Source organism: Vibrio neonatus, assembly GCF_024346975.1.
In the GTDB taxonomy this organism is placed as follows: domain Bacteria; phylum Pseudomonadota; class Gammaproteobacteria; order Enterobacterales; family Vibrionaceae; genus Vibrio; species Vibrio neonatus.
Map to the genome: position 1 here is coordinate 833453 of NZ_AP024885.1, position 23537 is coordinate 856989.

General features: G+C 44.0%; 13 protein-coding genes and 1 riboswitch. Of the genes, 5 read left to right on the plus strand and 8 right to left on the minus strand.

Translation table 11 applies throughout. From position 1 onward, the window contains the following. The first annotated feature begins 89 nt into the window (after positions 1-89). Positions 90-2753 carry a molybdopterin-dependent oxidoreductase gene (locus OCU38_RS03945; protein ID WP_261823827.1) on the plus strand — a complete coding sequence of 888 codons (2664 nt, stop codon included), beginning with the start codon at positions 90-92 and terminating at the stop codon, positions 2751-2753. A gap of 126 nt (positions 2754-2879) precedes the next feature. On the opposite strand, the gene OCU38_RS03950 is transcribed toward OCU38_RS03945, so the two are convergent. The 3 genes from OCU38_RS03950 to OCU38_RS03960 are packed head-to-tail and all read right to left on the minus strand — an operon-like array spanning position 2880 to position 8040. Next, a complete protein-coding gene (locus OCU38_RS03950; RefSeq protein WP_261823828.1) occupies positions 2880-5933 on the minus strand; it encodes an efflux RND transporter permease subunit in 3054 nt (1017 codons plus the stop codon). Further along, entirely contained in the window at positions 5933-6985 is a 1053-nt protein-coding gene (locus OCU38_RS03955) for an efflux RND transporter periplasmic adaptor subunit (protein WP_261823829.1), read from the minus strand. The genes OCU38_RS03950 and OCU38_RS03955 overlap by 1 nt, the downstream gene beginning before the upstream one ends. After that, on the minus strand, positions 6985-8040 hold the full coding sequence (locus OCU38_RS03960; protein WP_261823830.1) for an efflux RND transporter periplasmic adaptor subunit: 1056 nt from the start codon (positions 8038-8040) through the stop codon (positions 6985-6987). Before OCU38_RS03960 ends, OCU38_RS03955 begins: the two co-directional genes overlap by 1 nt. 155 nt (positions 8041-8195) lie before the next feature. Between OCU38_RS03960 and OCU38_RS03965 the strand changes: the two genes are divergently transcribed. After that, positions 8196-8951, plus strand: coding sequence for a TetR/AcrR family transcriptional regulator (locus tag OCU38_RS03965; RefSeq protein ID WP_261823831.1), 756 nt, complete (start codon positions 8196-8198; stop codon positions 8949-8951). A gap of 383 nt (positions 8952-9334) precedes the next feature. On the opposite strand, the gene OCU38_RS03970 is transcribed toward OCU38_RS03965, so the two are convergent. Both OCU38_RS03970 and OCU38_RS03975 read right to left on the minus strand, forming a co-directional pair. Then, entirely contained in the window at positions 9335-10813 is a 1479-nt protein-coding gene (locus tag OCU38_RS03970; protein ID WP_261823832.1) for a sodium:solute symporter family protein, read from the minus strand. 308 nt (positions 10814-11121) lie between these two features. Continuing rightward, entirely contained in the window at positions 11122-12657 is a 1536-nt protein-coding gene (locus tag OCU38_RS03975) for a sigma-54 interaction domain-containing protein (protein WP_261823833.1), read from the minus strand. A gap of 227 nt (positions 12658-12884) precedes the next feature. Between OCU38_RS03975 and OCU38_RS03980 the strand changes: the two genes are divergently transcribed. Together OCU38_RS03980 and OCU38_RS03985 are read left to right on the plus strand one after the other, a co-directional pair. Beyond that, positions 12885-15860, plus strand: a complete 2976-nt coding sequence (locus tag OCU38_RS03980) for a molybdopterin-dependent oxidoreductase (RefSeq protein ID WP_152821745.1) — start codon at positions 12885-12887, stop codon at positions 15858-15860. 2 nt (positions 15861-15862) lie between these two features. Further along, complete coding sequence (locus tag OCU38_RS03985; protein WP_023402824.1) at positions 15863-16720, plus strand: 4Fe-4S dicluster domain-containing protein; 858 nt, start codon at positions 15863-15865, stop codon at positions 16718-16720. Positions 16721-16847: 127 nt separating this feature from the next. On the opposite strand, the gene OCU38_RS03990 is transcribed toward OCU38_RS03985, so the two are convergent. Continuing rightward, a complete protein-coding gene (locus OCU38_RS03990) occupies positions 16848-17585 on the minus strand; it encodes a sulfite exporter TauE/SafE family protein (protein WP_261823834.1) in 738 nt (245 codons plus the stop codon). 487 nt (positions 17586-18072) lie between these two features. Here OCU38_RS03990 and OCU38_RS03995 point away from each other — a divergent pair, with 487 nt between their 5' ends. Then, complete coding sequence (locus tag OCU38_RS03995; protein WP_261823835.1) at positions 18073-19233, plus strand: conjugal transfer protein TraF; 1161 nt, start codon at positions 18073-18075, stop codon at positions 19231-19233. 82 nt (positions 19234-19315) lie between these two features. Here OCU38_RS03995 and thiC read toward each other — a convergent pair whose 3' ends face one another. Continuing rightward, positions 19316-21244 carry a phosphomethylpyrimidine synthase ThiC gene (gene thiC / locus OCU38_RS04000; RefSeq protein WP_261823836.1) on the minus strand — a complete coding sequence of 643 codons (1929 nt, stop codon included), beginning with the start codon at positions 21242-21244 and terminating at the stop codon, positions 19316-19318. 271 nt (positions 21245-21515) lie between these two features. After that, positions 21516-21614: riboswitch (TPP riboswitch) on the minus strand. 257 nt (positions 21615-21871) lie between these two features. Continuing rightward, complete coding sequence (locus OCU38_RS04005; RefSeq protein ID WP_261823837.1) at positions 21872-23293, minus strand: anaerobic C4-dicarboxylate transporter; 1422 nt, start codon at positions 23291-23293, stop codon at positions 21872-21874. Positions 23294-23537: the final 244 nt, after the last annotated feature.

Consider the following 23537-nt stretch of genomic DNA (forward strand, 5'->3'; position numbering starts at 1 on the left):
AGTTTGTGAGTCATTCTCATTTAAGGGGATGACTATATGCGTTTGGCTGATTATTATCAGGCGCATTTCTTCTTTTGGTAAGCGATGCTATGACGATTTCAAGACGCAACTTCCTCAAAGGCTCTCTGGCTACGGCAATTGTCGCTGGTAGCGGTCTTACTCTTTTTTCTATCGATAAAGTGTTTGATAAGGATACTCAAATTATCCCTCATGCCAGTCACTTTGGGCCTTTTAATGCGATCGTCAAAGATGGGGTTGTGATTGGTATTCAGCCAATTTCTGAGTTGGATGCTATGCCTACGGAGATGCTGACCAAAGGTATCTTGAGCCGTCTATACGATGATACTCGAGTGCAATATCCTATGGTGCGCGCTTCTTATCTTGCTGATCCTACCGGAGATACTAAGCCTCATTTACGCGGTAAAGAATCGTTTGTGCAAGTGAGTTGGGAGACGGCGCTATCTTTAGTAGCTAATGCAATAAACCACACGGTTGAGCAACACGGTAACGAAGCCATATTTAGCAGCTCTTACGGCGGATGGGCGCATCCGGGGTTGATGAAACCGCATGTATTGCAAGGTCGCTTTTTTAACCTTATTGGCGGTCAAAGTGCAACTACCGGTGATTACTCTGGTGGCGCGTCGCAAATTATTTTGCCGCACGTGATTGGCGATATGGAAGTGTACTCTCCGCAAACTGCGTGGCCTGTTATAAAAGAATATACACAAACCTTTGTGCTGATTGGTTGCGACCCTTGGAAGAACAATCGTATTGAAGCTCGCGTTGCTGACCATCAAATGTATCCGCATTGGAAAGAGTTTGTGCAAGCGGGGGTTAAATTCATTTCAATTAACCCGCAACGTACCCATACCGATGTTGAGCTCGATGCTGAGTGGGTTAAAATTGTGCCCAACACAGATACCGCGCTATTTTTAGCCATGGCGCAATACGTGTATAGCCAAGGCATGCACGATGCTAAATATCTTGAGCGTTATACCGTTGGCTCGGACAAATACATCGACCACCTACAAGGTAAAGACGATGGTGTAGTGAAATCACCGGAGTGGGCTGAAAAAATCACCGGCATTAGCGCCGATGAGATCAAATCTCTGGCGATTCGCTTTGTCACTACCCGCACCCAATTTGCCGCTTCTTGGTCGCTACAACGTGCTGATCATGGCGAAATGGTGCATTGGGCTATCATCAACTTTGCCGCCATGATTGGCAAAATTGGTAAGCCGGGTGAAGGGGTTGGCTTTAGTTGGCACTATGGCAATGGCGGCATGCCACAATCGGGTAAAACGGCGCCGATTGGCCTGTCACAAGGTCGAAACCCAGTGAAATCGATCTGTCCTGCTTCGCGCATCTCAGAGATGTTGAATAACCCGGGTAAATCCTTTACCCGAGATGGACTCGAATACACTTATCCTGACGTGAAAATGATTTATAACGCCGGTAATAATGTGGTGTCTCATCAGCAAAACACTAATGAGTTTCTTAAAGCACTCAACGAAAAAGTGGAAACCTTTGTCTGCCAAGACCCTTGGTGGTGCGCATCGTCACGCTTCGCTGATATTGTTTTGCCGGCAACTAGTACATTAGAACGCAATGATGTGACCTCTGGCGGCACTTACAGCGCAGATAAAGTATATGCGATGCGTCAAGTGATAGAACCTTATGGAGAAAGTCTTGATGACTTTGAGATTTTCCGCAGATTATCCGCCATCTTCGGTGTCGAAAAGCAGTTTACTCAAGATTCCAGCGCTGACGATATAGTGAAAAAAGGCTACCAAGCCTCATCGGCTACCATGCCGTTTGATGACTTTTGGCGATTAGGCGTTGCGCCTATGCCTGTTCCTGAAAAAGCTAAGCAGTGGGTGAGACATGGTGATTTTTACAATGATCCAGAAAACAACCCACTACATACTCGCTCAGGGAAAATAGAACTTTATTGTCAAGATATCGCCGATTTTAATGTTAGTGATTGCCCGCCAATGCCAAGCTTTATGACGCCTAGTGAGTACTTAGGTAACGCCGATTCTGAGCAAGTGCATGTGGTTAGCCCGCACCCTTATATGCGAGTGCACTCGCAGTTAGCAAATGCTGATATTCGAAACATTGAAAATGTTCAGGACCGTCAATATGTTCTCATTAATCAGCAAGATGCCGATAAGAGAGGCATTAAAGCAGGTGGTTTAGTTGAGATTTATAACGAACGTGGACATGTGATTGCGGGCGCGAAAGTGTCTGATCAAATCATGCCGGGCGTGATCAGTTTAGAAGAAGGGGCGTGGTTACAATTTGACCAAAAGGGACGTTGTAACGGCGGCGCAATTAACGTACTGACCTCCAGCAAAGCGTGTAGCGGTCTTAGTCAGGCGACGATCGCCAATACTTGTTTAGCCTACATGAAGCCTTGCCATGATCCTGAATCTGATAATCGCGCTTTTGAGCCACCAGTTGTAGAAACCAATAAGCAGGGACATACCGTAACTGCCGCGCCTATTTCAGCCCGTGCAAAAGCCAATAGTGCGGACACACAAAAAGCGGCTAAGCCGAGTGTGCACAGCGCCGGTGAAGCGCTATTTTATGAGCGCTGCACTATGTGTCACTCAGCAAAAGATCCTAAGCAGTACACCAAAGCACAATGGCACAGTATTACTCAAAGTATGTTCCCACGCGCAGGGCTTGATCCTGAGCAGCGAAAACTGGTGATGTCATTTTTAGAAGCCCACGCAAAAGACGCTAAGTAATTACTTAGCAGTAAAAGAGTATCGGTTACTGCGCTGTTGAAAATAGAAAACAGCTCAACTAGAAAGGCCTATTCATTTAAAATTGAATAGGCCTTATTTTTTGGAGTTACCTTTGATATCAGTGTGTTATACGCTCGTTTTATTAACCCGGTAGAAAGTCGCGTACAGCAAAGGCACAACCACCAAAGTCAAAACTGTCGCAAAGCCAAGGCCTGCCATTATGGTCACTGCCATAGAACCAAAAAACGGATCTGCGACTAATGGTATTAAGCCTAAGATAGTGGTCAATGCTGCCATACTCACAGGTTTAACACGGCTTAGCGCGCTGTCGATAAGCGCCACATATGGGGGCTTACCACTGCCTAGGTCGGTATTAATTTGATCCATCAATACGATACCATTTTTAATGACCATCCCACTTAAACTAAGCAGACCTAATAGAGCGGTGAAACTAAATGGTAAACCCGTTGCTAGCAAGCCAAAACTGACCCCAATTATGGACAATGGTACGGTAAACCAAATCACTAAAGGCTTGCGTAGGGAATTGAACAAAAATACCGTAATCACGAACATCAGCAGATAACCCAGAGGCATTGCCGCGCCAAGTGCTTGTTGCGCCTGCTGCTCGGACTCATATTCACCCCCCCAATTTAGCTGATATCCTGCAGGAAGATGATACGCCTCGACAAGCGGTCGGATACGATTAAACAGCACAGCTGGCGTTTCACTGCTGAGAATATCATGGTCGGCTAAGACTGAAATTTCCCGTTTTCTGTCACGGCGCATAATGATGGAATCTTCCCAATCTAGACTCAAACCATCCACAACTTGCTCAATCGGTACATAGCTTTGTAGCACAGGGCTCCAAATCTGTAAGCGTTTCAATGTTTGAATATCTTCTCGCTCCACTTTAGGCAGACGAGAAATGATCGGTAGCTGTTTGGTGCCATCTCGAAGGACGCCAATCGGCACACCGCCAAACGCCATTTCCAGAGTTTGTGACAAATCTTGTTTAGAGATTCCAAGGCGACGCGCTTTCGATTCATTAAACGCAGGCACTAAAATCTTACTCTTTTCGCGCAGGTTATTGCGCACATTGCGTGCGCCAGGATCGCTGGCAATAATACGTTCAATATCATTAGATATATGACGTAGTACTTGCATGTCAGGCCCTGTGATACGCGCTTCAATTTTTGACGCAGGAGAAGGACCAAATTCCACCACTTGCAACCTAAAATCTACTTGCGGAAATTGCTGGGGAAGCGCGTTATTTAGATTGTCTAATAGTGCGAACATGCTATCCAAATCATGCGCTCGCACTAAAAGTTGCGCATAAGAAGGGTAAGACATCTCAGGCTGATAGGTCAGAGAGTAACGCTGCCAACCTTGCCCTATCGTTGTTGCAACATAATCGACTTTGTCATTTTGTTGAATAAATTCATTGATTTGCTTGGTTATTTTCGTGGTTTGTCGAATATCCGCACCTTGCGGAAGCCACGCATTGACATAAAAAATCGGTGTATTTGAAGCAGGGAAAAACTGTTGTTTGACTGAGCCAAAGCCAATGACGGCGCTTACCAGCAATAGTAGAAGTGTCACCAAAGATAGCTTTTTATAATGAAGGACAAACATCAGAGCGCGTTTAAATAGGGTAAATATGACGCCTTGGTACAAGTCATCGTTGTCCTTGGTTGGCTCGATGTCTCCCAAAAAGCGCTCAGCTAAAAACGGGGTTAAGGTCAATGCCGTCACCCAGCTTAAAAACAGCGAAAAACACAACACCCAAAATAGCGATGCCATGAATTCACCTGTGGCATCTTGCGATAAGCCAATAGGTGCAAACGCAGTAATGGCAATCACGGTGGCGCCCAATAGTGGCCATTGGGTTTGTTTGACAATTGCCATAGCCGCTTGCGCTTTCGACAGCCCGCGTTTCATGCCAACTTGAATACCTTCCACCACCACGATGGCATTATCCACTAACATGCCAAGGGCAATGACCAAGGCGCCAAGGGAGATGCGGTGCAGTTCGATATTTTGATAGTCCATCAAAATAAAGGTGCCAAACACTGTTAGTAGTAGCACTAAGCCGATAATCAGTCCGCTGCGCAGTCCCATGGCAAACAGCAATACGACGATAACAATACCAATTGCTTGCGCGAGACTGACCAGAAAGCTATTTACTGAGTGAGCCACTTCATGAGACTGGTCATAAAAGACATTCAGCTTCATACCTACTGGAGTTTCATTGTCTAGCTGTTGGATTCGCTGTGAAATCGTCTGACCTATATCGACAACATTCACGCCTGATGCAAACGAAATGCCGATGTTTAAAGCAGGTTGTCCGTTAAATAGCACTAGGTTCTGCGGCTGCTCTGAAATGCCTTGTTTGACGGTGGCAATGTCTTTAAGGCGGATAAGCTTGCCGGTATCTCGGCCGTGAATAATAAGGTTTTCTAAGCTTTCAATGGAAGACATATTGCCAGTAGGGCGCAGGCGCAGATTATCGCCAGATACCATCACTTGCCCTGCATTTTGCACAGAGTTTTGTTGGTTAATGAGCCCAACTACAGTATTAGAGTCAAGGTTTAACGCTGCCAGTCGTTCGGTGGACATTTCGATATAGATTTGCTCTGGCTGGTCGCCTGTGATCAAGACTTTGCCAACGCCATCAATTAATTCTAGCTCCCGCGACAGATAATCAGCGTAGCGTTTTAATTCAGGATAACTGTAGGCTTTGCCCGTTAAGGCAAGCGACATGCCGTACACATCACCAAAATCATCGAGCACTGAAATCCCTTGTACCCCTTGTGGCAAGCTTGGTTTCAGATCGTTGATTTTGCGGCGCATTTCATCCCATATTTGCGCTAATTGATCCGAAGCATAGATAGATTTCATGCGCACCAGAATTTGGGTTTTACCTGCGGTTGTGGTCGAAGTAATGTGATCCACATACGGCAACTGGCGAATGGCTTTTTCTAAAGGGTAGGCTAACTCTTCTTCCACTTCGTGAGGAGTAGCGCCCGGGTAGGTGGCAACCACCATGGCATCTTTGATGGTAAATTCTGGGTCTTCTAAGCGACCAAGATCGTTAAAGGTGATGATGCCACCGATGAGTAAGATCAGGATAAACATCCAGCTGATGACGCTGTTTTTTATAGAGTAGTGTGCGATGTTCATTATTGAGATACCTTGCCCACAAGGGTAAATGGACGGTGATGAGTTAACTTAGATAGTTGGTTGGTGATGAGCAAATCGCCTTGCTGTAAGCCTTTGCTGATCACGGCGCCATCTTTTGTAATGGAATTTACTGTGACGTCTTGTTGGGTCAATTGTTGGTTTTTATACAGCCACACGCTAAATTCACTTGGATTGTTGCCCGCCACCAGTGTGTTGGCCGGAATAAGATACGCGAGTATCTGCGAGGCTTTATTGGTTGTCATAACGACTTGCGCGGCGGTGCCCGGCAATACTTGGGTAGGGGGTTGGTTTACCTCAAAGCGCATCAGATAATTACCGTGATTAGCGGTAGGCTCAGCCGACCATAGCAACAAGCGACCGTTGACAGGTTGTGGCAAACTTTCAAACTGGATTTGCACCTGAGTGCCGAGTTTAGGCCGTAAGCTGAGCAGCATTTCTTCGGTGACATTGATATCCACTTGCACGCGGTCGTGTCGATACAGGGTTAATATTGGCTCTGCTGCGGTGACATTTTCTGCGACTTCTTTTTCCACGGTGGCGATGGTTGCGTCAAAAGGAGCAAGCAATCGAGTTTGTGATAAACGACGTTGCAGTGATTGATACTGAATATCCGCCAACTGTTGTTTGCCGTTAATCGCATCAAATTCAGCGCGAGAGATCATTTTCTTGGCTTTTAGTTGTTGCGCTCGGGCGCGTTGTTTATTGGCAAGATCTAGCGTCACTTTCGCTTGCTTTAATTGCTGATTAATACGGGTGTCGTCAAGAGTAGCAAGCACTTGACCTTTAACGACAGTGTCACCCGATTTGACGGATAAGTGAGTCATTTCACCGGCATTAACAAAGGCAAGTGGCGTAATATCTGCGGGCACACTTACACCATTGAATTCACGGTTGCCAAGGGTGATCTGCTGTTTTACCTCAAAGGTTTTAAGGTGCAATGTAGGGGGTGTTAGCGCTGTTTGTTCGCTAAAACAGCCGCTTAATAGCGTACATATTATCGCGACTAAGGGGGTAGTTAAGGTGCGTTTCATCAAATGCCTCGTTCTCTGATCCATGGGCGTACAATTTGGTTTTCTACTAATGTTTGCACGCCGCTTTCTACCAGTATTTCCCCTGATTTCACGCCAAATACCATGCCAGTATCAAGATTGACCGACACCAATCGTCGATGCACCTTTGAACTGCTTGGGTCATAGATCCAAACATGGCCTTTTTGCATATGATTCACTTCTGCCATATCAATCCATGCACTGCTTTGAATAGGATTTGGCGCAGATTGATCACTTTGGATAAACACCTGCAATTGACCGCTGTGTCCTGGCATGAGTGGGATTGTTGAATTAAATGCCACCTTCACCAAATAGCTATTGGTGTCTAAATCGGGTTGGCTGGATATTTCGATGATCTGCGCAGGGAAGGGATGGTCAGGCAAAGTATCACTGACAAATTGCAATTTAGGTTGTCTTCCCATAAGGCGATGTGCGACCAAAACCGGTACCGACACCGATACGTTGTAACTGCTGTTGTCTATGATATTGACGATAGGTTGCAAAGGCGCAACCACTTGGTGGGCATTGCTATGACGCATGGAGACCACACCAGAAAAAGGCGCATAGATTTTGCCATAAGAAAGGTCAGTTTTAGCCTGCTCTAACGCCGCTTCGGTGGTCTTGTATTGGGTATAAGCTTGGTCTAACGCATCTTTACTGATCAGTTTTTTCGCCTGCAGTTGCTTAGCACGTTGATACTCACTTTTTGCCAGTACAAATTCTGTGGTTGCCGATTTTACGGCCAATTTTAAGTCTGCATCATCTAATGAGGCCAACAGTTGTCCTTTCGACACTTTTTGCCCCATTTCGACTGATATTGATTGTATTTCGCCCCCAACACGAAAAGAGATGGGTGAGTTCTTTACTGGAACAATCTCACCTAAAAATTGATAGGAGGGGTCGATATGCTGCAATTGCAGTTGGGTTGTTTTAATCGGTTTAATACTGCTAGGAACAACTTCGTCGGAGTGAGATAGGTCACAACCGACTAAAGAAATACCTAGCAAGAGGCTGATAATTAAGGGAAATAGCTTCATGTCATATACCTTATATTGCACGTGTGTGTAGTATAAGTGCGATGAATAAATTAAATCAATATATTTTACATTTGTGCAGTAAATAAAAAGAGTTATGTATTCTTGTTATTATTTAGTACCTTAATGCTAGGCAACAAAGTACGCAGAGGATTGTGGTGCAGAGAAAACAAGGTCGAAGAAGCGCAGAAGAAGCTGAAAAAACAAAGCTGATGATTCTTAGTAGCGCGGCGTTTTTATTTTGTGAGAAGGGATACAATCAAGTCTCAGTACGTGACATCAGTGAGCGAGCGGGGGTAACCCACAGTTTGATCCGTCACTACTTTGGTAGCAAAGTGCAGATCTGGCGAGCAATCATCGATCAGATGCACGATTATGTTGATATTTATGGCAAAGGATTAGAAGAGTACATAGAGGTTGATGTCGCAGATAAATCGTTTATTTATCATTATTTGTGTCACTTTATGGCCTATATGCTGAGATGTCCGCAGTTATGTCAAATCATGCTCGATTATATCCATCACCCAGATAATGGTGCACAGGATGGTGAGGAATACAGCCCGCACATTCAAAGCGTTGTTGAGCGAGCTTATGCCAATATTCCCGATGTGATTGCCAGACTATCAAGCAACCCCAATTTAACCATGTGGCGCTTTTTAACTCACGCTGGTGGCGCTGTAGCCTTTAAGCCGTTTATGGCAGCGGCTTGGCCGGGAAAAACCTATCAACAAGGTTTGCTGGAACATTGGAAGCTTTATGAGCAAGAGATTGCTCGTGAGTATGATATTGCTCAATCTCAACGTTTAAGCGCCTCTGGTATTGATGAGCTAGTGATTGATGTTGAGTGCCATGATGCTGATTTAAAAAAGATCTATCAGCAGCAACTTGAGTTGTTAAAGCAAGATCAACAGTAACGCTTGGGTTATGAGATATTGCGTTAAAACACGCTTATTCTACCGAAAAGAAAACTGAAAAAGTAAGCTGAAAAAAGAAATGCACACCCTCTATAAGGTGTGCATTTTTGTTTAGAAGTGACTCGCAGTTAGGACTTTATGTCCCTTTGCTAGGATGGCGTGAGATTTCTAGTTTCCTCTACCGAAGTACACAGTGCATCCATAGAAAATAAACCCAGCCACAATTACACCAATTATCCATACGTCGGTCTGATTCATTTTTTGTCCTCGTCTGAGTAAATACCTATTAATTTAGCGATAACCACAGAGATAATAGTTATCGAAAAAATCATCGTTAGTGCCTGTAAAAAAATTTCAAATGCAAGATTCATCTGCGATTCCTTCTAGTGGGAGCTTGCCTGTTTCATATTCTTTGAGCGAAATTTTGCCGGTTTAGATTCGCCAGCAAACATTAGCAATACAATGGTTAAGATAAAGGCAACCGATGCCGTAATATGGGCATTTTCTAGGCGTGCCGTCATTGGCAGTACTTCGATGATGGCATGTTTAAGCGGACGGATAGTCCAAATCATGTTGCACGCCCAAGATACGAGCAATACAGTAACGGCCACATTGGTGTTTCGTTTCCAGAATAGTCCTGCAACTGTGACGAAGAATAACGGAGCCAACCATGCAAATAGCCAGTTGATAGCCGGTACGATAGCCGGTTGGTTAAAGAAGGTCAGTACTGCAGCAACAGAGCCGAACGCAATGATAAGGCGCTGAATGGTTCTCTTCTCTTCGATAGGCGTCATTGGCGTTTTGCGGTTTGCCTGAATGATGTCTTTGGTGAAGATAGTCGCAGGAGCCAATACGGTCATTGCGTAAGTAGACAGTAGTGCACCCACAAAACCGGCTTGTAGCATGACGACTAACCATGTTGGTAGAAGTTTCACCACTAAGGTTGCGCCCGCAAGTTTAGGACCAAGCTCAGCAAATTCAGGGATAGTAAATGCCGCTAGACCAACGAGTACAGGGAATACACCAAAGATGCCGTTGATAGGAGCAGCAATCCAGATTGAACGACGGATAACAGATTCGTCTTTTGCAGACATGGCCGCGGCCATACCTTGCTGGTTAACAGATTGAGAGAATACTACGGAGAAAACAGTGGCAATACCAAAACCAAATAGTAGGTCTGGCGTACCGAAAATGCTCAGTTTAAATTCTTGACCATTGTCGATATAGAATTGGCGAACACCATCCCAACCTTCAGGTAGAACGAAGCCTAAGTAAACAGCCGCAATAATAATCGAGCTATACATTACCACAGCGTTGACAAGGTTTACCCACATGGTTTGCTTAATGCCACCCATAGTGACATAGGCTAAACCAAGGAATGCACCAACAATGATTGAGAAAGGAAGTGACCAACCACTGGTCGCAGACAGTGCAATACCAATCGCTTGAGTTTCAAGAGAAACTAGACCAAATACCACCATTGCACTAATACATGCAGTTAGGTTACGCATTTGCTTGCCAAATAAGTTGCCTTGTAGCTCAGGAATGGTTGAACATCCTAAACGACGAACCCAGCGTCCAGTACCCATACAAATAACACACATTAATATGGTGTGGGCGAAACAGAACCAAAGTGCTACCGCACCCATTCCGTAGGACATTTCCATCAGTCCATATACGTGCGCCGAACCTAAGTAGGTAATGGCGAGCGTAACAGAAAACATTGCGATATTTGCATCAGCACCACCACGTGCCATGTCGGTGACACGCCCCGATGCTTTATCTTGTTGATTTAAGTACCACCCAATCCCGCCAATAACGACGAGATTATAAAGAAGTACCATTATTAAAACTGAGTTCATATTTAAGACCTCTTATTGATATTATCCGTAAATTCAGTATTTATAATGAGATAAATATCAATATAAAAAATCGAACCGCATCACTATTCATATTAATTATTTTGCATGAATAAGAATCGAGATTTCATAAAAGAAATATTATTTTCATTATCAGATATATCAATGCGATGAATAATATCGACTAGGTCACTAAATAGTATTTTTTAAATTAAAAATATATGAGCTAAATCTATGTTATTTAATAAATATAGAGAATAAGTGTGAAGTGCTTAATTATCACTTTACGACATATGGTACAAGTATTCCCATCAATGAAGCGTATGAACTTGAATTCCTAGTTTTTTGATGCGGCTTCTCAGCGTATGTGGATTGATGTCTAATATTTCAGCAGCGCCGTTTGCACCTTGTATCTTTCCTTTGGTAAACAGAAGCACCTTCTCTATATGGCTCTTATTGATTTCATCTAAGGTATAGAACATGGTCTCTGGATCTTGCTGTGCAGACAAAAGGTACGGGGTTGCTGCAGGCTCAGTGGTACAAAAAGTCAGTTCTGCGCCCTGACAGCTGATGACAGACCGTTCGATGATATTGGCAAGCTCGCGCACATTGCCCGGCCAGTGGTAGCTTTGCAGGTTAGCAATCTCACCCAGTGCAATTTCCGGCTGTGGAATGTGTAACTTATTACAGCACTGCGAGATAAAATGATTAGCAAATAGAGGGATGTCTTCTAAGCGCTGTCTCAGTGGTGGCACAGTGATTGGGAATAGACACAAGCGATAGTATAAATCGGCGCGGAAGGTGTTGTTCTCCACCATCTTATCTAAAGAGCGATTGGTCGCGGCAATAATACGCACATCGACCTTAATGGTTGAGTTACTGCCAATGCGTTCCATCTCTCCATTTTGCAAGACGCGCAGTAGCCTCACTTGAGCTTGTTTAGAGAGTTCACCAATTTCATCTAAGAAGAGAGTGCCTTTGTTGGCTCGTTCAAAGCGACCTATCTGACGCTCAATCGCCCCAGTAAAGGCGCCTTTTTCATGACCAAATAGTTCACTGTCTATCAGGCTTTCAGGGATGGCGCCGCAGTTTACTCGAATAAATGGCTCATCTTTACGGGTGGATAGAGCTTGAATTTCATTAGCAATAACGTCTTTGCCTACCCCTGTTTCCCCAAGAATAAGCACTGGTGCATCGGTGAGCGCAATGGCTTCAACCTGCTGCATGGTTTGCTTTAAGCCACTATCGCTACCAATGACATCGATACGATGAATACCGGCTATCTTATGCTTTAGATCTTGGTTTTCTTTAAGTAGGTTTTCATGCATCTGTTTAATTTCTAGATGCTTAATGCTATTTGAGACCGCAATACCAAACGGAGAATTTAAAGACGAAAACAGTTCGGTATGTAGGGAGGTAAAGCGGTTTTCCCCTCTTGCCAATAGGGCAATGTCACAAATGCGTTCATCACCAATCTTTATTCTTGAGATCATATGTGAGTAGGTATGATTGCCATAAATGGACTTGAGATGCTCTTGAACTTTGGCGCTAATCGGGTCGTCTTGATAATCATTGACCGCTTTTACATCATTGGTCTGCTCCCAGCGCGGTATATAGCGAAAGTCTTCTTCTATAGGGATAATAATGTTGCAAGCGCGACTGCTGGTCATATCTGCAGAGGCGATGATTCTTAGTGAGCATAAGTTTTCATCCCAAAGATGCACAGACAACACATCACCGGGGATGACTTCGGTCATAAATTTAAGGCAGTTTTGTAGGCCATGATGCAAGCTGAGGCTTCCAGTTAGGGCTTCTACCGCTTGTTTGTAAAAACTGTCTTTATCCATAGAGTCTGCTTCACTTGTTGTTCTTATAAATAGGAAATATCGTTATGATATTTCATAACGCTGTGATATTTCCTATTTTATATCGAAGACGCTGAGTGAAAAACTGATTAAGATCATTATTTAGTTTTGACTTATGGTGATAGAGATCCACTAATTAATAATTAAAAATGTTGGCTTGCATTTTGCAGTATGGAAATAACTATTAAAGTTGTTAGTGGAGTAATTGGATGAAGATTCCTAATATCGCAGCAGATAAACAATTAAAAGTAATTTTATTTGGTTTAACCCATACAATAAATGTATTAACTAAAAAAGACCGAAAGTTTAAAGCCCTTGTTTCTCAAAAAGATTTTACGGCGTGTATTTGTATTCGAACGTCAGATGTTGGGCGAGTTTTTAAATTTAATAATGGTAAAGTAAGATCACAATCAAAAAAAGATATTAATTGTGATGTGGTCATGACATTTGAATCAGCAGAAGATGCGATGAAGATGATGGTGCCGTGGCGCGATTATCAAGATGTGATTGATCTAGCAAAACTATTTAAAGTTGATATTTGTGGCAAGAAAGATGACACCGTAGTGGTGCATTTCACCGATATTCTTGGCGCTATTATGGACAACCAAGTGAAATACGGTACGCCAATGCCAGATGGCACGATGCGTTATGTAAACAATACCAATGGTGGTCCAGTTTTTGTTTTTGTAAAAGACGATAAAATCATTCGTATTACGCCAATTGATTTGGCTGAGGATGATGCTAAGCCATGGACAATCAAAGCTCGTGGTCAAGAGTTTACGCCAACCAACAAGGTGACGGTAAGCCCGCACACGCAAGGCATCAAATCTACCATCTATTCAAAAGATCGTATTTTGTATCCAATGAAGCGTGTCGACTTTGATCCAGATGGTGAGCGTAACCCGCAAAACCGTGGCATTTCAGGCTACGAACGCATTAGTTGGGAAGAAGCTACCGACATAGTGGCAAAAGAAATTGTGCGCGTGAAAAAAGAATTTGGACCGGGTGCGATTATGAACGGTTCTGGCTCGCACCATACTTGGGGTAACTTAGGCTACTGGCTATCGGCTCGTCCACGCTTCTTCAATACTATCGGTACTTCTTATGTAGCGCATAACCCAGACAGTTGGGAAGGCTTCTATTGGGGTGCAATGCACCACTGGGGAAATTCAATTCGTCTTGGCGCGCCAGATACCTATTCAACGGTAGAAGATGCACTGCAACATACGGATATGATCGTATTTTGGTCAGCAGATCCTGAATCGACCAGTGGCGTATACGGCGCTATGGAAGGTACGCAGCGTCGCTTGTGGGCAAAACAGCTCGGTATTGAGTTTGTGCATATTGACCCATTCTACAACCATACTGCAGCATTGCTTGGCGGTAAGTGGTTTGGCACTAAGCCTTCTACTAGTAATGCCATGGCGCTTGCGATTGCTTATGTATGGATGAAAGAAGGTCTATACGATAAAGACTTTGTCGCTGATAAAACCGAAGGCTTTGCCGAGTGGCAAGAGTACGTGTTGGGTAACGAAGATGGCATTCCGAAAACGCCAGAATGGCAGGAAGATGAAACGGGAATTCCAGCACATGATGTACGTGCACTCGCAAGAAAATGGGGTTCAAAACGCGTTTATCTAGCTGCTGGTGGTATTCAAGGCTTTGGCTCTGCATGTCGCAGTGCAACGGGCGCTGAGTGGGCACGTTCTATGGTGTGCTTGATGGCGATGCAAGGCATTGGTAAGCCGGGTGTAAACATGGGTTGTTTGCAACAAGGTACGCCAGTGGATACGCGCTTCTTCTTCCCTGGTTACTCAGAAGGCGGTTTGTCCGGTGACTATGAAGGCACAGGCGTTGGCGTGAACATGTATCAGCGTATGCCACAAGTGATGACCATGAATACGGTTAAACAAGTGGTGCCAAGACTGAAGATCCCAGAGGCGATCTTAGAGGGTAAAACAACAGGTTATCCAACGGATACTAAGTCGATTGAAGGGCAGTTCTTTGAGTTTAAATACCCAGCTCCAGGGCATGCTCCGATTAAGATGTACTACAAATACGGTGGCTCTCACTTTGGCACCATGAACGATTCAAACCGCTACGCGCACATGTATCGTAGCCCGAATCTAGAAACGGTCGTCAACCAATCTATTTGGTTAGAAGGTGAAGCGAAATTTGCGGACGTGATTCTGCCGGCTTGTACTAACTTTGAGCGTTGGGATATTGGTGAGTTTGCAAACTGTGGCGGTTATATCCATCACTGTTATACGCAGGTAAACCACCGCGTTGTGACTATTCAGCATAAGTGTATTGAGCCGTTAGGTGAGTCTAAATCTGACTACGAAATCTTCCGCATGATTGCTTCTAAGCTAGGCCTAGGGGCTTACTACAGTGAAGGTACTTCAGAGCTTGAGTGGGTACGCCGTCTATTTAATGGTACGGATTTACCAAGCAAGATCTCTTGGAAGCAATTCTTAAAACGCGGTTACTACGTGGTTCCTCCACCGAAAGAAGAGCACCGAGACCCTGTGTCATGGCGTTGGTATTACGAAGGGCGTAAGAAAGATGTGCCAGAGATGAACCCGCTTCCTTCTGAATATAAAGAAGGCTTTAAAGAGGGGCTACAAACGCAAAGTGGCAAGATTGAATTTGTCTGTAACAGCTTAAAACGCTTTGCTCCGGATGATCCTGAGCGTCCAATCATGACCAAGTATATTCCGTCTTGGGAAGGGCCACACTCGGGTGAGTTGTACGAGAAATATCCATTGCAGATGATTTCTCCACATAGCCGATACAGCTTCCATACCATGATGGATGGCAAGGATTCTTATATCAATGATATCCATGATCACCGCGTTGAGATTGATGGGTACTTCTATTGGATCATTCGTCTCAATGACGCTGATGCGAAGAGCCGTGGTATTAAGCATAACCAAATCGTTGAAGTATTTAATGATCGTGGTTCTGTGTTATGTGCCGCTCATATTACCAGTCGCGTACCTGCGGGCACGGTGCACTCTTATGAGTCTTCGGCGCTCTATGAGCCAATTGGCGAACCAGGACGCTCACCAGATCGTGGCGGCTCGGTAAATACATTAACCCCAAGCCGTCCAATTATTAAAAAGTCACACTCAACTGCATGTAACTCTTGCTTAGTGAATATCCGTGTATGGGAGGGAGAGTAATTATGGAAAATCAACAAGTAATCCAAACTTGGAACCTGATCGTAGACGTAGAGCGCTGCGAAAACTGTAACAACTGTTTCATGGCCGACAAAGATGAATATTGCGGCAACAGTTTCCCTGGTTACACTGAAGAGCAGCCTCGTCACGGACATCGCTGGATTGATATTAAACGCAGAGAAAGAGGTAGCGGTTCATTAGTTGATGTTGCTTACCTACCGACAATGTGTAACCAGTGTAAAGATGCGCCATGTGTGAAAGCTGCGAAAAATGGTGAGATTTATCAACGTGATGACGGGATTGTGATCATCGATCCTATTAAAGCGAAAGGGCAAGAGCGCTTAGTGAAAACCTGTCCTTACGGGCACATTTGGTGGAACGAAGAGTTGTCGCTACCGCAAAAATGGTTCTTTGATGCACACTTGCTAGATAACGGCTGGAAAGAGCCACGTTGCGTGCAGTCTTGTGCAACAGGCGCATTGCAGTCAGTGAAAACCAGTGACCAAGAAATGGAAGAAACCGCCAAGCGTGATAACTTGCAAGTGCTTCATCCAGAGCACGGCACGCGTCCTCGAATTTGGTATAAAAACCTACATCGCTTTAATAAGCAGCACATCGCAGGTTCGGTCATTATGACCGTTGATGGAGTGTCTGATTGTGTAGAGTCTGCGATTGTGAGTCTAAGCCAAAACGGTAACAAGATTGCCGATCTCAATACCGATTACTTCGGTGACTTTAAGTTTGATGACTTAACTGAAAGCCCTGAACCGTACACAATTAAGGTCTCTCATCCGAAAGGCCAGTATGAAACGTCACTGGTGCTCGAAGACAGTATTAACTTAGGTGTTCTTGTCTTAGAGTAACAATATAGATAGACAGTGAACCAATAAATAAAACCCCAAATGCTAAATTAGCCTTTGGGGTTTTTCTTTGGAAGAGTATTTAATTACTAAGTGATTACAGTCTGTACTTAAATATTAAAAAACAGGCTTATCCCATTAAGCCAGAATGTAATAATTTAGCGCCAGAAAGTAGCAGCAGGAAATAACAAATACGATACACTTGTTGCTGTGAAGCAATATTTAATAAATATACTCCAAGTTTCACACCGATTGGCGCAAGAGGAAGAAGCACCAGTGAAGTCAGCAGATTTTGTGAGTCAAATTGACCAAAGTAAGCGTAAGGAATCAGCTTAATCAGATTCATAATGGCAAATAACACCGCCATAGTGCCCACTAAAACCATCTTATTAAGGTTTTTAGGTAGCAAATAAATGCTAATTGGCCCGCCACCTGCATGAATCATAGTGCTAGAAATTCCTGATAAGGTACTCCAGATACCGCAAGAGATTTTGCCCGAACTTTTGGCTGGACCCACTAAGTAATATTGCACGCAAAATAGCAGTGACACCGCGCCAATACTGATTTCTACCACTTTGTCCGATACCACTCCCATGATCACCGAGCCAATCAAAATGCCAATAAATGCATACGGGAAAATCATCTTCAGCTCTTTGTAGTCACAGTTTCTGTGATGATGTTTTACGGCAAAGATATCCATGACACACAAAATAGGCAACAAAATGGAAGCCGCCTGAAAGGGAGGAATAGTCAGAGCGATAAGAGGCACAGCAATCACCCCTAATCCGCCACCAAATCCTCCTTTGCCAATGCCGTAGACCAGAACTGCGGGAATAGCAGTCAAATAAAAGTAGTAGTCGTCAATCATAATAATATCTCAATAATAAGCAGAGAATAAATGAGCTAATCAAAGACGTCATAACAATCTATTTAATATATGCATCACGACGTTGATGAAGAACTTTGAATTTATATAGAAGGGAAATTTAATTAACCAGATCTTATATTAATAGAACCTAAAAAATATAAAGCGAACCCAAGTCATAAAAACCAAAAACATCCTTTCACACACGAAAACCGCCGTTTCACCAGCGGGAAAGTGCGGGGTCAGGTCTTGAAATTTGCAGCTGATTTAAGTCCTCGACATGCCTCAATGCTTGATCTACTGGGCATTCGATGAGTTTGAATGAAAGAAAACTTTCATATGGGTGCAATCGTTTTTTGTTGCATCGCTGATAGATTCATCACAACTTTGATATTCATCATATGAATCAATTAGCATTGGGTGCTGAAACAATAGTATTTTGAATGACAGACAAAGAATTTAAATCACAATTAAAATTATAGGGATATCAATGAAATACATAACTAAAGTTGGCGTAGGGATCGGTGCGCTTTTTGCCATTTCTAACCTAGCGCATGCCAGCAATTATTATGCAGATGGACGTACAACCGCTATGGGTGGCACAGGAGTGGCCTCTGGCAACTATTTATCGGCGAGTTTTATTAACCCAGCTTTGCTGGCAAATAGTAAAGAAAGCGATAGCTTTGGTATTTTGCTTCCTTCTATTGGCGTGAGAGCCTTGGATCAAGATGACACTTTATCTGATATCAACGACTTGCAAGATAACGTAGATAACCTTAACGAAAACAGTAACCAAGAGGATATCGACAAGTTCGCCGATACTTTTAATGCTGTTGCTGAGAATGCGCCAGTGTTTGCAGAAGCAAGTGTTGGGATTGCGGTGGCGATTCCTTTTGAGACGGTATCTGTGGCTCTGTTTAGTCAAAACTACGTGAACGTGGTTTCTATGGTGGATGCAGAACCAATTAATAGCTCAGATTGGGCTACCATCGAGCAAGCATACCGTAGCGCCGAAGCATCAGTAATTGGCGTGGGCGTTATGGATATTGGCGTGACGCTGGCAAAACAATTCTCGTTTGACGAGCATCGCGTGTCGGTTGGTTTCTCACCAAAGTTTCAGCAGCTACATAGCTACTATTCAAAAAGCAGCTTAGATGATTTTGAATTGAGTGATTACGATGACTCAAAGAACACTGAGAACGTGTTTAATTTAGATGTTGGCTTTTTATATCAGTGGCATGCGTTGTCTGTCGGTCTTAGTGCTAAGAACCTGATCAGCAATGAGATTGAAACTGCGCCAATATCGGGCACTTCACACACCTATCAAGTTGACCCAAACATTGCGATGGGTGTGGCTTACCAACTTGAGTATTTCACGGTTGCGGTTGATGGTGATTTGAATAAGCAAACAAGGTTTAAACACATTACCACCGATGATACTCAGTTTATACGCGCTGGCGTAGAAGGGAACCTATTTAACTGGGCTCAGCTTCGCGTAGGTTATGAGCATGATTTAGAAGGAAACTTTAAAGACAGCATTACCGCTGGTATTGGTCTAAGTCCGTTTGATGTTGTGCATATTGATATTGCAGGCTCTTATGCGGATGAAACTCAGGCGGGTATTGGTCTGAACTTGTCGTTAACGTTGTAATAAAAGACGGATCCCCAGTGATGATTTGTCACTGGGGATGAATTATGGGTGTTTAATTTAAATTAGCTTTTGGCTGCAAATTTCAAGACCTGACCCCAGGGTGGTAGAGTTCGGAGCCGGAGTCTAGGAACTCTTGGGATTTTTGGCGCATTCCTTCGAGCGGGTTGTCGAGCATTTTGATTTCTAGAGCGGAATCTAGGGCAACTTGTTTGAAGTCTTTAGCATATTCACGCACTTCTTGTGAAATCTTCATTGAGCAGAATTTAGGGCCGCACATTGAGCAGAAATGAGCGACTTTTCCAGATTCTTGTGGAAGCGTTTCATCGTGAAAAGAGCGAGCTGTTTCAGGATCTAATGAAAGATTAAATTGGTCTTCCCAACGGAACTCAAAGCGTGCTTTTGATAAGGCATTATCACGAATTTGCGCGCCTGGATGACCTTTGGCAAGGTCGGCTGCGTGCGCGGCTAATTTGTAGGTAATAAGCCCCGTTTTTACGTCTTCTTTATTCGGTAAGCCTAAATGCTCTTTGGGCGTGACATAGCAAAGCATTGCACAGCCATACCAACCAATTAATGCCGCTCCAATGCCCGACGTAATGTGGTCATAACCCGGTGCAATATCGGTGGTTAAAGGGCCAAGCGTATAAAATGGCGCTTCATGGCAATGCTCTAATTGCTCTTGCATGTTTTCTTTGATCATATGCATCGGGATATGCCCCGGGCCTTCGATGATCACCTGCACGTCATATTCCCACGCTACTTTGGTGAGCTCGCCTAGTGTGCGCAGTTCGGCAAATTGCGCTTCATCATTGGCATCGGCGATTGAACCTGGGCGAAGTCCGTCTCCTAGAGATAAGCTAACATCGTATTTGGCACAGATTTCACAGATTTCACGAAAATGAGTATATAAGAAGCTTTCTTGATGATGGGCCAGACACCACTTAGCAATAATAGAACCGCCGCGCGAAACAATGCCCGTGACACGTTTGGCGGTCATTGGCACGTGGCGCAGCAACAAACCGGCATGAATCGTAAAGTAATCAACGCCTTGTTCTGCCTGCTCAATCAAAGTATCACGCATCACTTCCCAGTTGAGGTTTTCGGCGACGCCGTTTACTTTTTCCAACGCTTGATACATAGGAACGGTACCTATCGGCACTGGGCTATTACGCAAAATCCATTCGCGCGTTTCATGAATATTTCGGCCTGTAGACAAATCCATCACCGTATCTGCGCCCCAGCGGGTAGACCACACCAGCTTTTCAACTTCTTCCTCGATAGATGAACTTACCGAAGAGTTACCGATATTGGCGTTCACCTTAACCAAGAAGTTACGACCAATGATCATAGGCTCTGCTTCTGGGTGGTTGATGTTGGACGGAATAATGGCGCGTCCTTCTGCTACTTCTCGGCGCACAAACTCGGGGGTGATCTCTTTAGGCAAGTTTGCCCCAAAATGTTGCCCTGCATGTTGATGATTTAGCTGCTCGTCAGCAAATTTTTGACGCCCCATATTTTCACGAATCGCAATATACTCCATTTCTGGTGTGATAATGCCTTGACGAGCGTAGTGCAGTTGGGTGACGCAATTGCCCGCTTTTGCTTGGCGGACTTTAGGAAGGTTTCCATAGCGAAGCTCATCTAAGGTGTCATCTTCTAAACGAGTTTTGGTGTAGCTGGAGCTTACACCATCAAGATATTCGGTATCTTGACGCTGGGTTATCCATTGCTCTCTCAGTTTTGGCAAGCCGTTATATAAATCAATAGTGTGCTCAGGGTCGGTGTACACCCCCGAGGTATCATAAACGTGAATAGGCTCGTTGGTTTGATAGATAGGGGATTCTTTACTTCCGCCTACCAAACTATCGGCTAGGGAAATTTCACGCACTGGCACTTGTATCGCCGCGTGTGAACCTTGAATGTAGCGTTTATTTGAATTGGGGTAGGGCTGTACAGACAGTGAATCAATAAATCGTTTCGCTTCTAGCCTAGATTGTTTACGGTTCGACATAGCATTTTCCAATAATTAAAGGTAATAACACCAATTGCAGTCGTTAATTAATCAGTCTAGCGGGTCAAAACTCATGACAGTGACACTGTGAATTTTGATTTTAAAACAACGAGTTACTCTAAAATCTAGCGTTACTATCAAGCGTTTACTCTATGCTATTTCTGATCATTTAATCATAGTGATTGGTATAAAATGCTTGGCGGATTTGACGCAACAAGAAAGAACACAGCTTAGATAAAGTTGTGATCTGGGGATAGAGATCTGGGTTGATAAAATCTCTACTCTTGTTCCCTTCGCAGGTATTAGCCTGATCAGGTTCAACGGATCCCGAGTTAACGGTCTCAGCCTTATGGCACTCCGACAAGTGATTTGTAGTATACGAGTCTTATTGAGTGAATGAAAGATGCACCATTAAAGGAAATTAAGTGCATATAAATTGCACGAGGAGAGAGTCAATTAGAATAGGAAGACGCAGATAAACTCTTGTAAAGAAAACGAGAAATCACTCAGTACCCTAATGGTGCATAAAAAACCCGAGAACCTAGTTAGCTCTCGGGTTTTCTTCTTACGGGGTATCCGTTTTGCTGTGTCTCGCACTAGTTAAGTTCGTTTTTTAAAGCATCGCTATTACGCTAGCTCCAATGTTTTTGAGCTAAGACGATTCATATAACCGTTTACCGCAAAAGCAAGTCCGCCAACCACTATCGCCCACAACCAAAGAGGCAAAATGCCGATGGATAATGCATAGCCAATAGCGGTTGCACTAATCACACCAATGAAGCCTGGAATTAAGAAACTATGGTTGAGAATATATTTACCTATCCGAGTTGTTCCTGAACGGTCAAAGGTGATGGCGGCTAGATCGGATGGGTAAAATGGGAAAAAGTAGTAAGCGTAACAAGCGGGTAGCACGCCAATAAGCACTTCGGCTGGGATCCCTAACGCAAAGCCAAGCGGCAACATGATGGTGAGCACGGCCGCTTGACTCTTCAAAAACACAGATGATGCATACATCGCAATGGCAAAGGTCCACGGATGTGTTTGCACGATATCTTCAACCAAACCAATGATATATGGTTTATTGTGCGCAATGATGGTGTCACTCATCCAGGCAATACCAAAGATGATGATGACCGCACTCATTCCTGCGATAAAGACGTTAGTTTTTACGATTTTTTTCGGGTCAACATTGGTCGTAAGCAAAATGATAGCACCTACTGACAACATCAAAAATTGGAGCGCAGTCGAGGTGCTGACTCCTTTTGGTAGCAAGCCAATATCTTTACCAAACATCGCAATACAAATTACAGTGAGGATACCAAGCAAGAATACGGTTAAGCCTCGTTTTGCTTGTTTGTCTTCTTGTGCCCCATTGGTGTGGGTGCTTGTTTCACTGGTATCGATAAGTTGCGCTTTAAATTGAGGATCTTTACAACGCTCTAAAAACTCAGGGTCTTCGCTAAGATCTTTACCGCGTTTAAGGCTCCAAGTGGCGGCTAAAAGCACGCCTGTAAGCGTTGCAGGAATAGTGACTAGCAATACCTGACCTAAGGTAATATCCAGATTATTACTTGCCGCAGTTGCCATAACTACCGCTGCCGCCGCCGCAATAGGGCTAGCAGTAATGCCCATTTGAGAGGCGACGGTTGAGATAGCCATCGGTCTTTCGGGGCGAATACCACGCTTTATACTAACATCGTATATTACAGGTAATAGAGGGTAGACGGAGTGACCTGTGCCGACCAATACCGTTAAGAAATAGGTACATAACGGCCCTAAAAAGACTACTTTTGAAGGGTGTTTCCTTAGCAGTATCTCAGCATATTTAACCAATAATTTGAGGCCGCCAGTGGCTTCAAGTGTGGCGGATGCGGCAACCACAGCAAGGATGATCAGCATGACTCCGATAGGCGGTTGACCCGGCGCAATACCAAATACAAAACTGAGAACAGAAACGCCCAATCCGCCAAGCAAGCCAAACGCAATACCGCCATAGCGGATGCCAACAAATATAACGGCTAAAAGTAACAACATGTGCACATAAAACATAACCACTCCTTATGCTAACGACTGCATTTATAGTACGTTTATTGCTATGTACATTTTATGATCTGAATAGGAAAAATATTGCATATTGAAATGGGTTTTCAAATATTGGAAGCTAGTCACCTTGTTGCATTTTGGTAGGTTGTATGTGATTGTTTTGTGGTTTTTTTGCGTGGTTTTAATCAGCTGTCATCTTGTTTGGGTTGATGACGTGATCTATTAATATTTACCGACGTTGAGTGGCTAA

Excerpts from the sequence above, each read along its gene's own strand:
- OCU38_RS03945 (WP_261823827.1), top strand. The coding sequence starts at position 90 with ATGACGATTTCAAGACGCAACTTCCTCAAAGGCTCTCTGGCTACGGCA.
- OCU38_RS03950 (WP_261823828.1), bottom strand. The coding sequence starts at position 5,933 with ATGAACATCGCACACTACTCTATAAAAAACAGCGTCATCAGCTGGATG.
- OCU38_RS03955 (WP_261823829.1), bottom strand. The coding sequence starts at position 6,985 with ATGAAACGCACCTTAACTACCCCCTTAGTCGCGATAATATGTACGCTA.
- OCU38_RS03960 (WP_261823830.1), bottom strand. The coding sequence starts at position 8,040 with ATGAAGCTATTTCCCTTAATTATCAGCCTCTTGCTAGGTATTTCTTTA.
- OCU38_RS03970 (WP_261823832.1), bottom strand. The coding sequence starts at position 10,813 with ATGAACTCAGTTTTAATAATGGTACTTCTTTATAATCTCGTCGTTATT.
- OCU38_RS03975 (WP_261823833.1), bottom strand. The coding sequence starts at position 12,657 with ATGGATAAAGACAGTTTTTACAAACAAGCGGTAGAAGCCCTAACTGGA.
- OCU38_RS03980 (WP_152821745.1), top strand. The coding sequence starts at position 12,885 with ATGAAGATTCCTAATATCGCAGCAGATAAACAATTAAAAGTAATTTTA.
- OCU38_RS03985 (WP_023402824.1), top strand. The coding sequence starts at position 15,863 with ATGGAAAATCAACAAGTAATCCAAACTTGGAACCTGATCGTAGACGTA.
- OCU38_RS03990 (WP_261823834.1), bottom strand. The coding sequence starts at position 17,585 with ATGATTGACGACTACTACTTTTATTTGACTGCTATTCCCGCAGTTCTG.
- OCU38_RS03995 (WP_261823835.1), top strand. The coding sequence starts at position 18,073 with ATGAAATACATAACTAAAGTTGGCGTAGGGATCGGTGCGCTTTTTGCC.
- thiC (WP_261823836.1), bottom strand. The coding sequence starts at position 21,244 with ATGTCGAACCGTAAACAATCTAGGCTAGAAGCGAAACGATTTATTGAT.
- OCU38_RS04005 (WP_261823837.1), bottom strand. The coding sequence starts at position 23,293 with ATGTTTTATGTGCACATGTTGTTACTTTTAGCCGTTATATTTGTTGGC.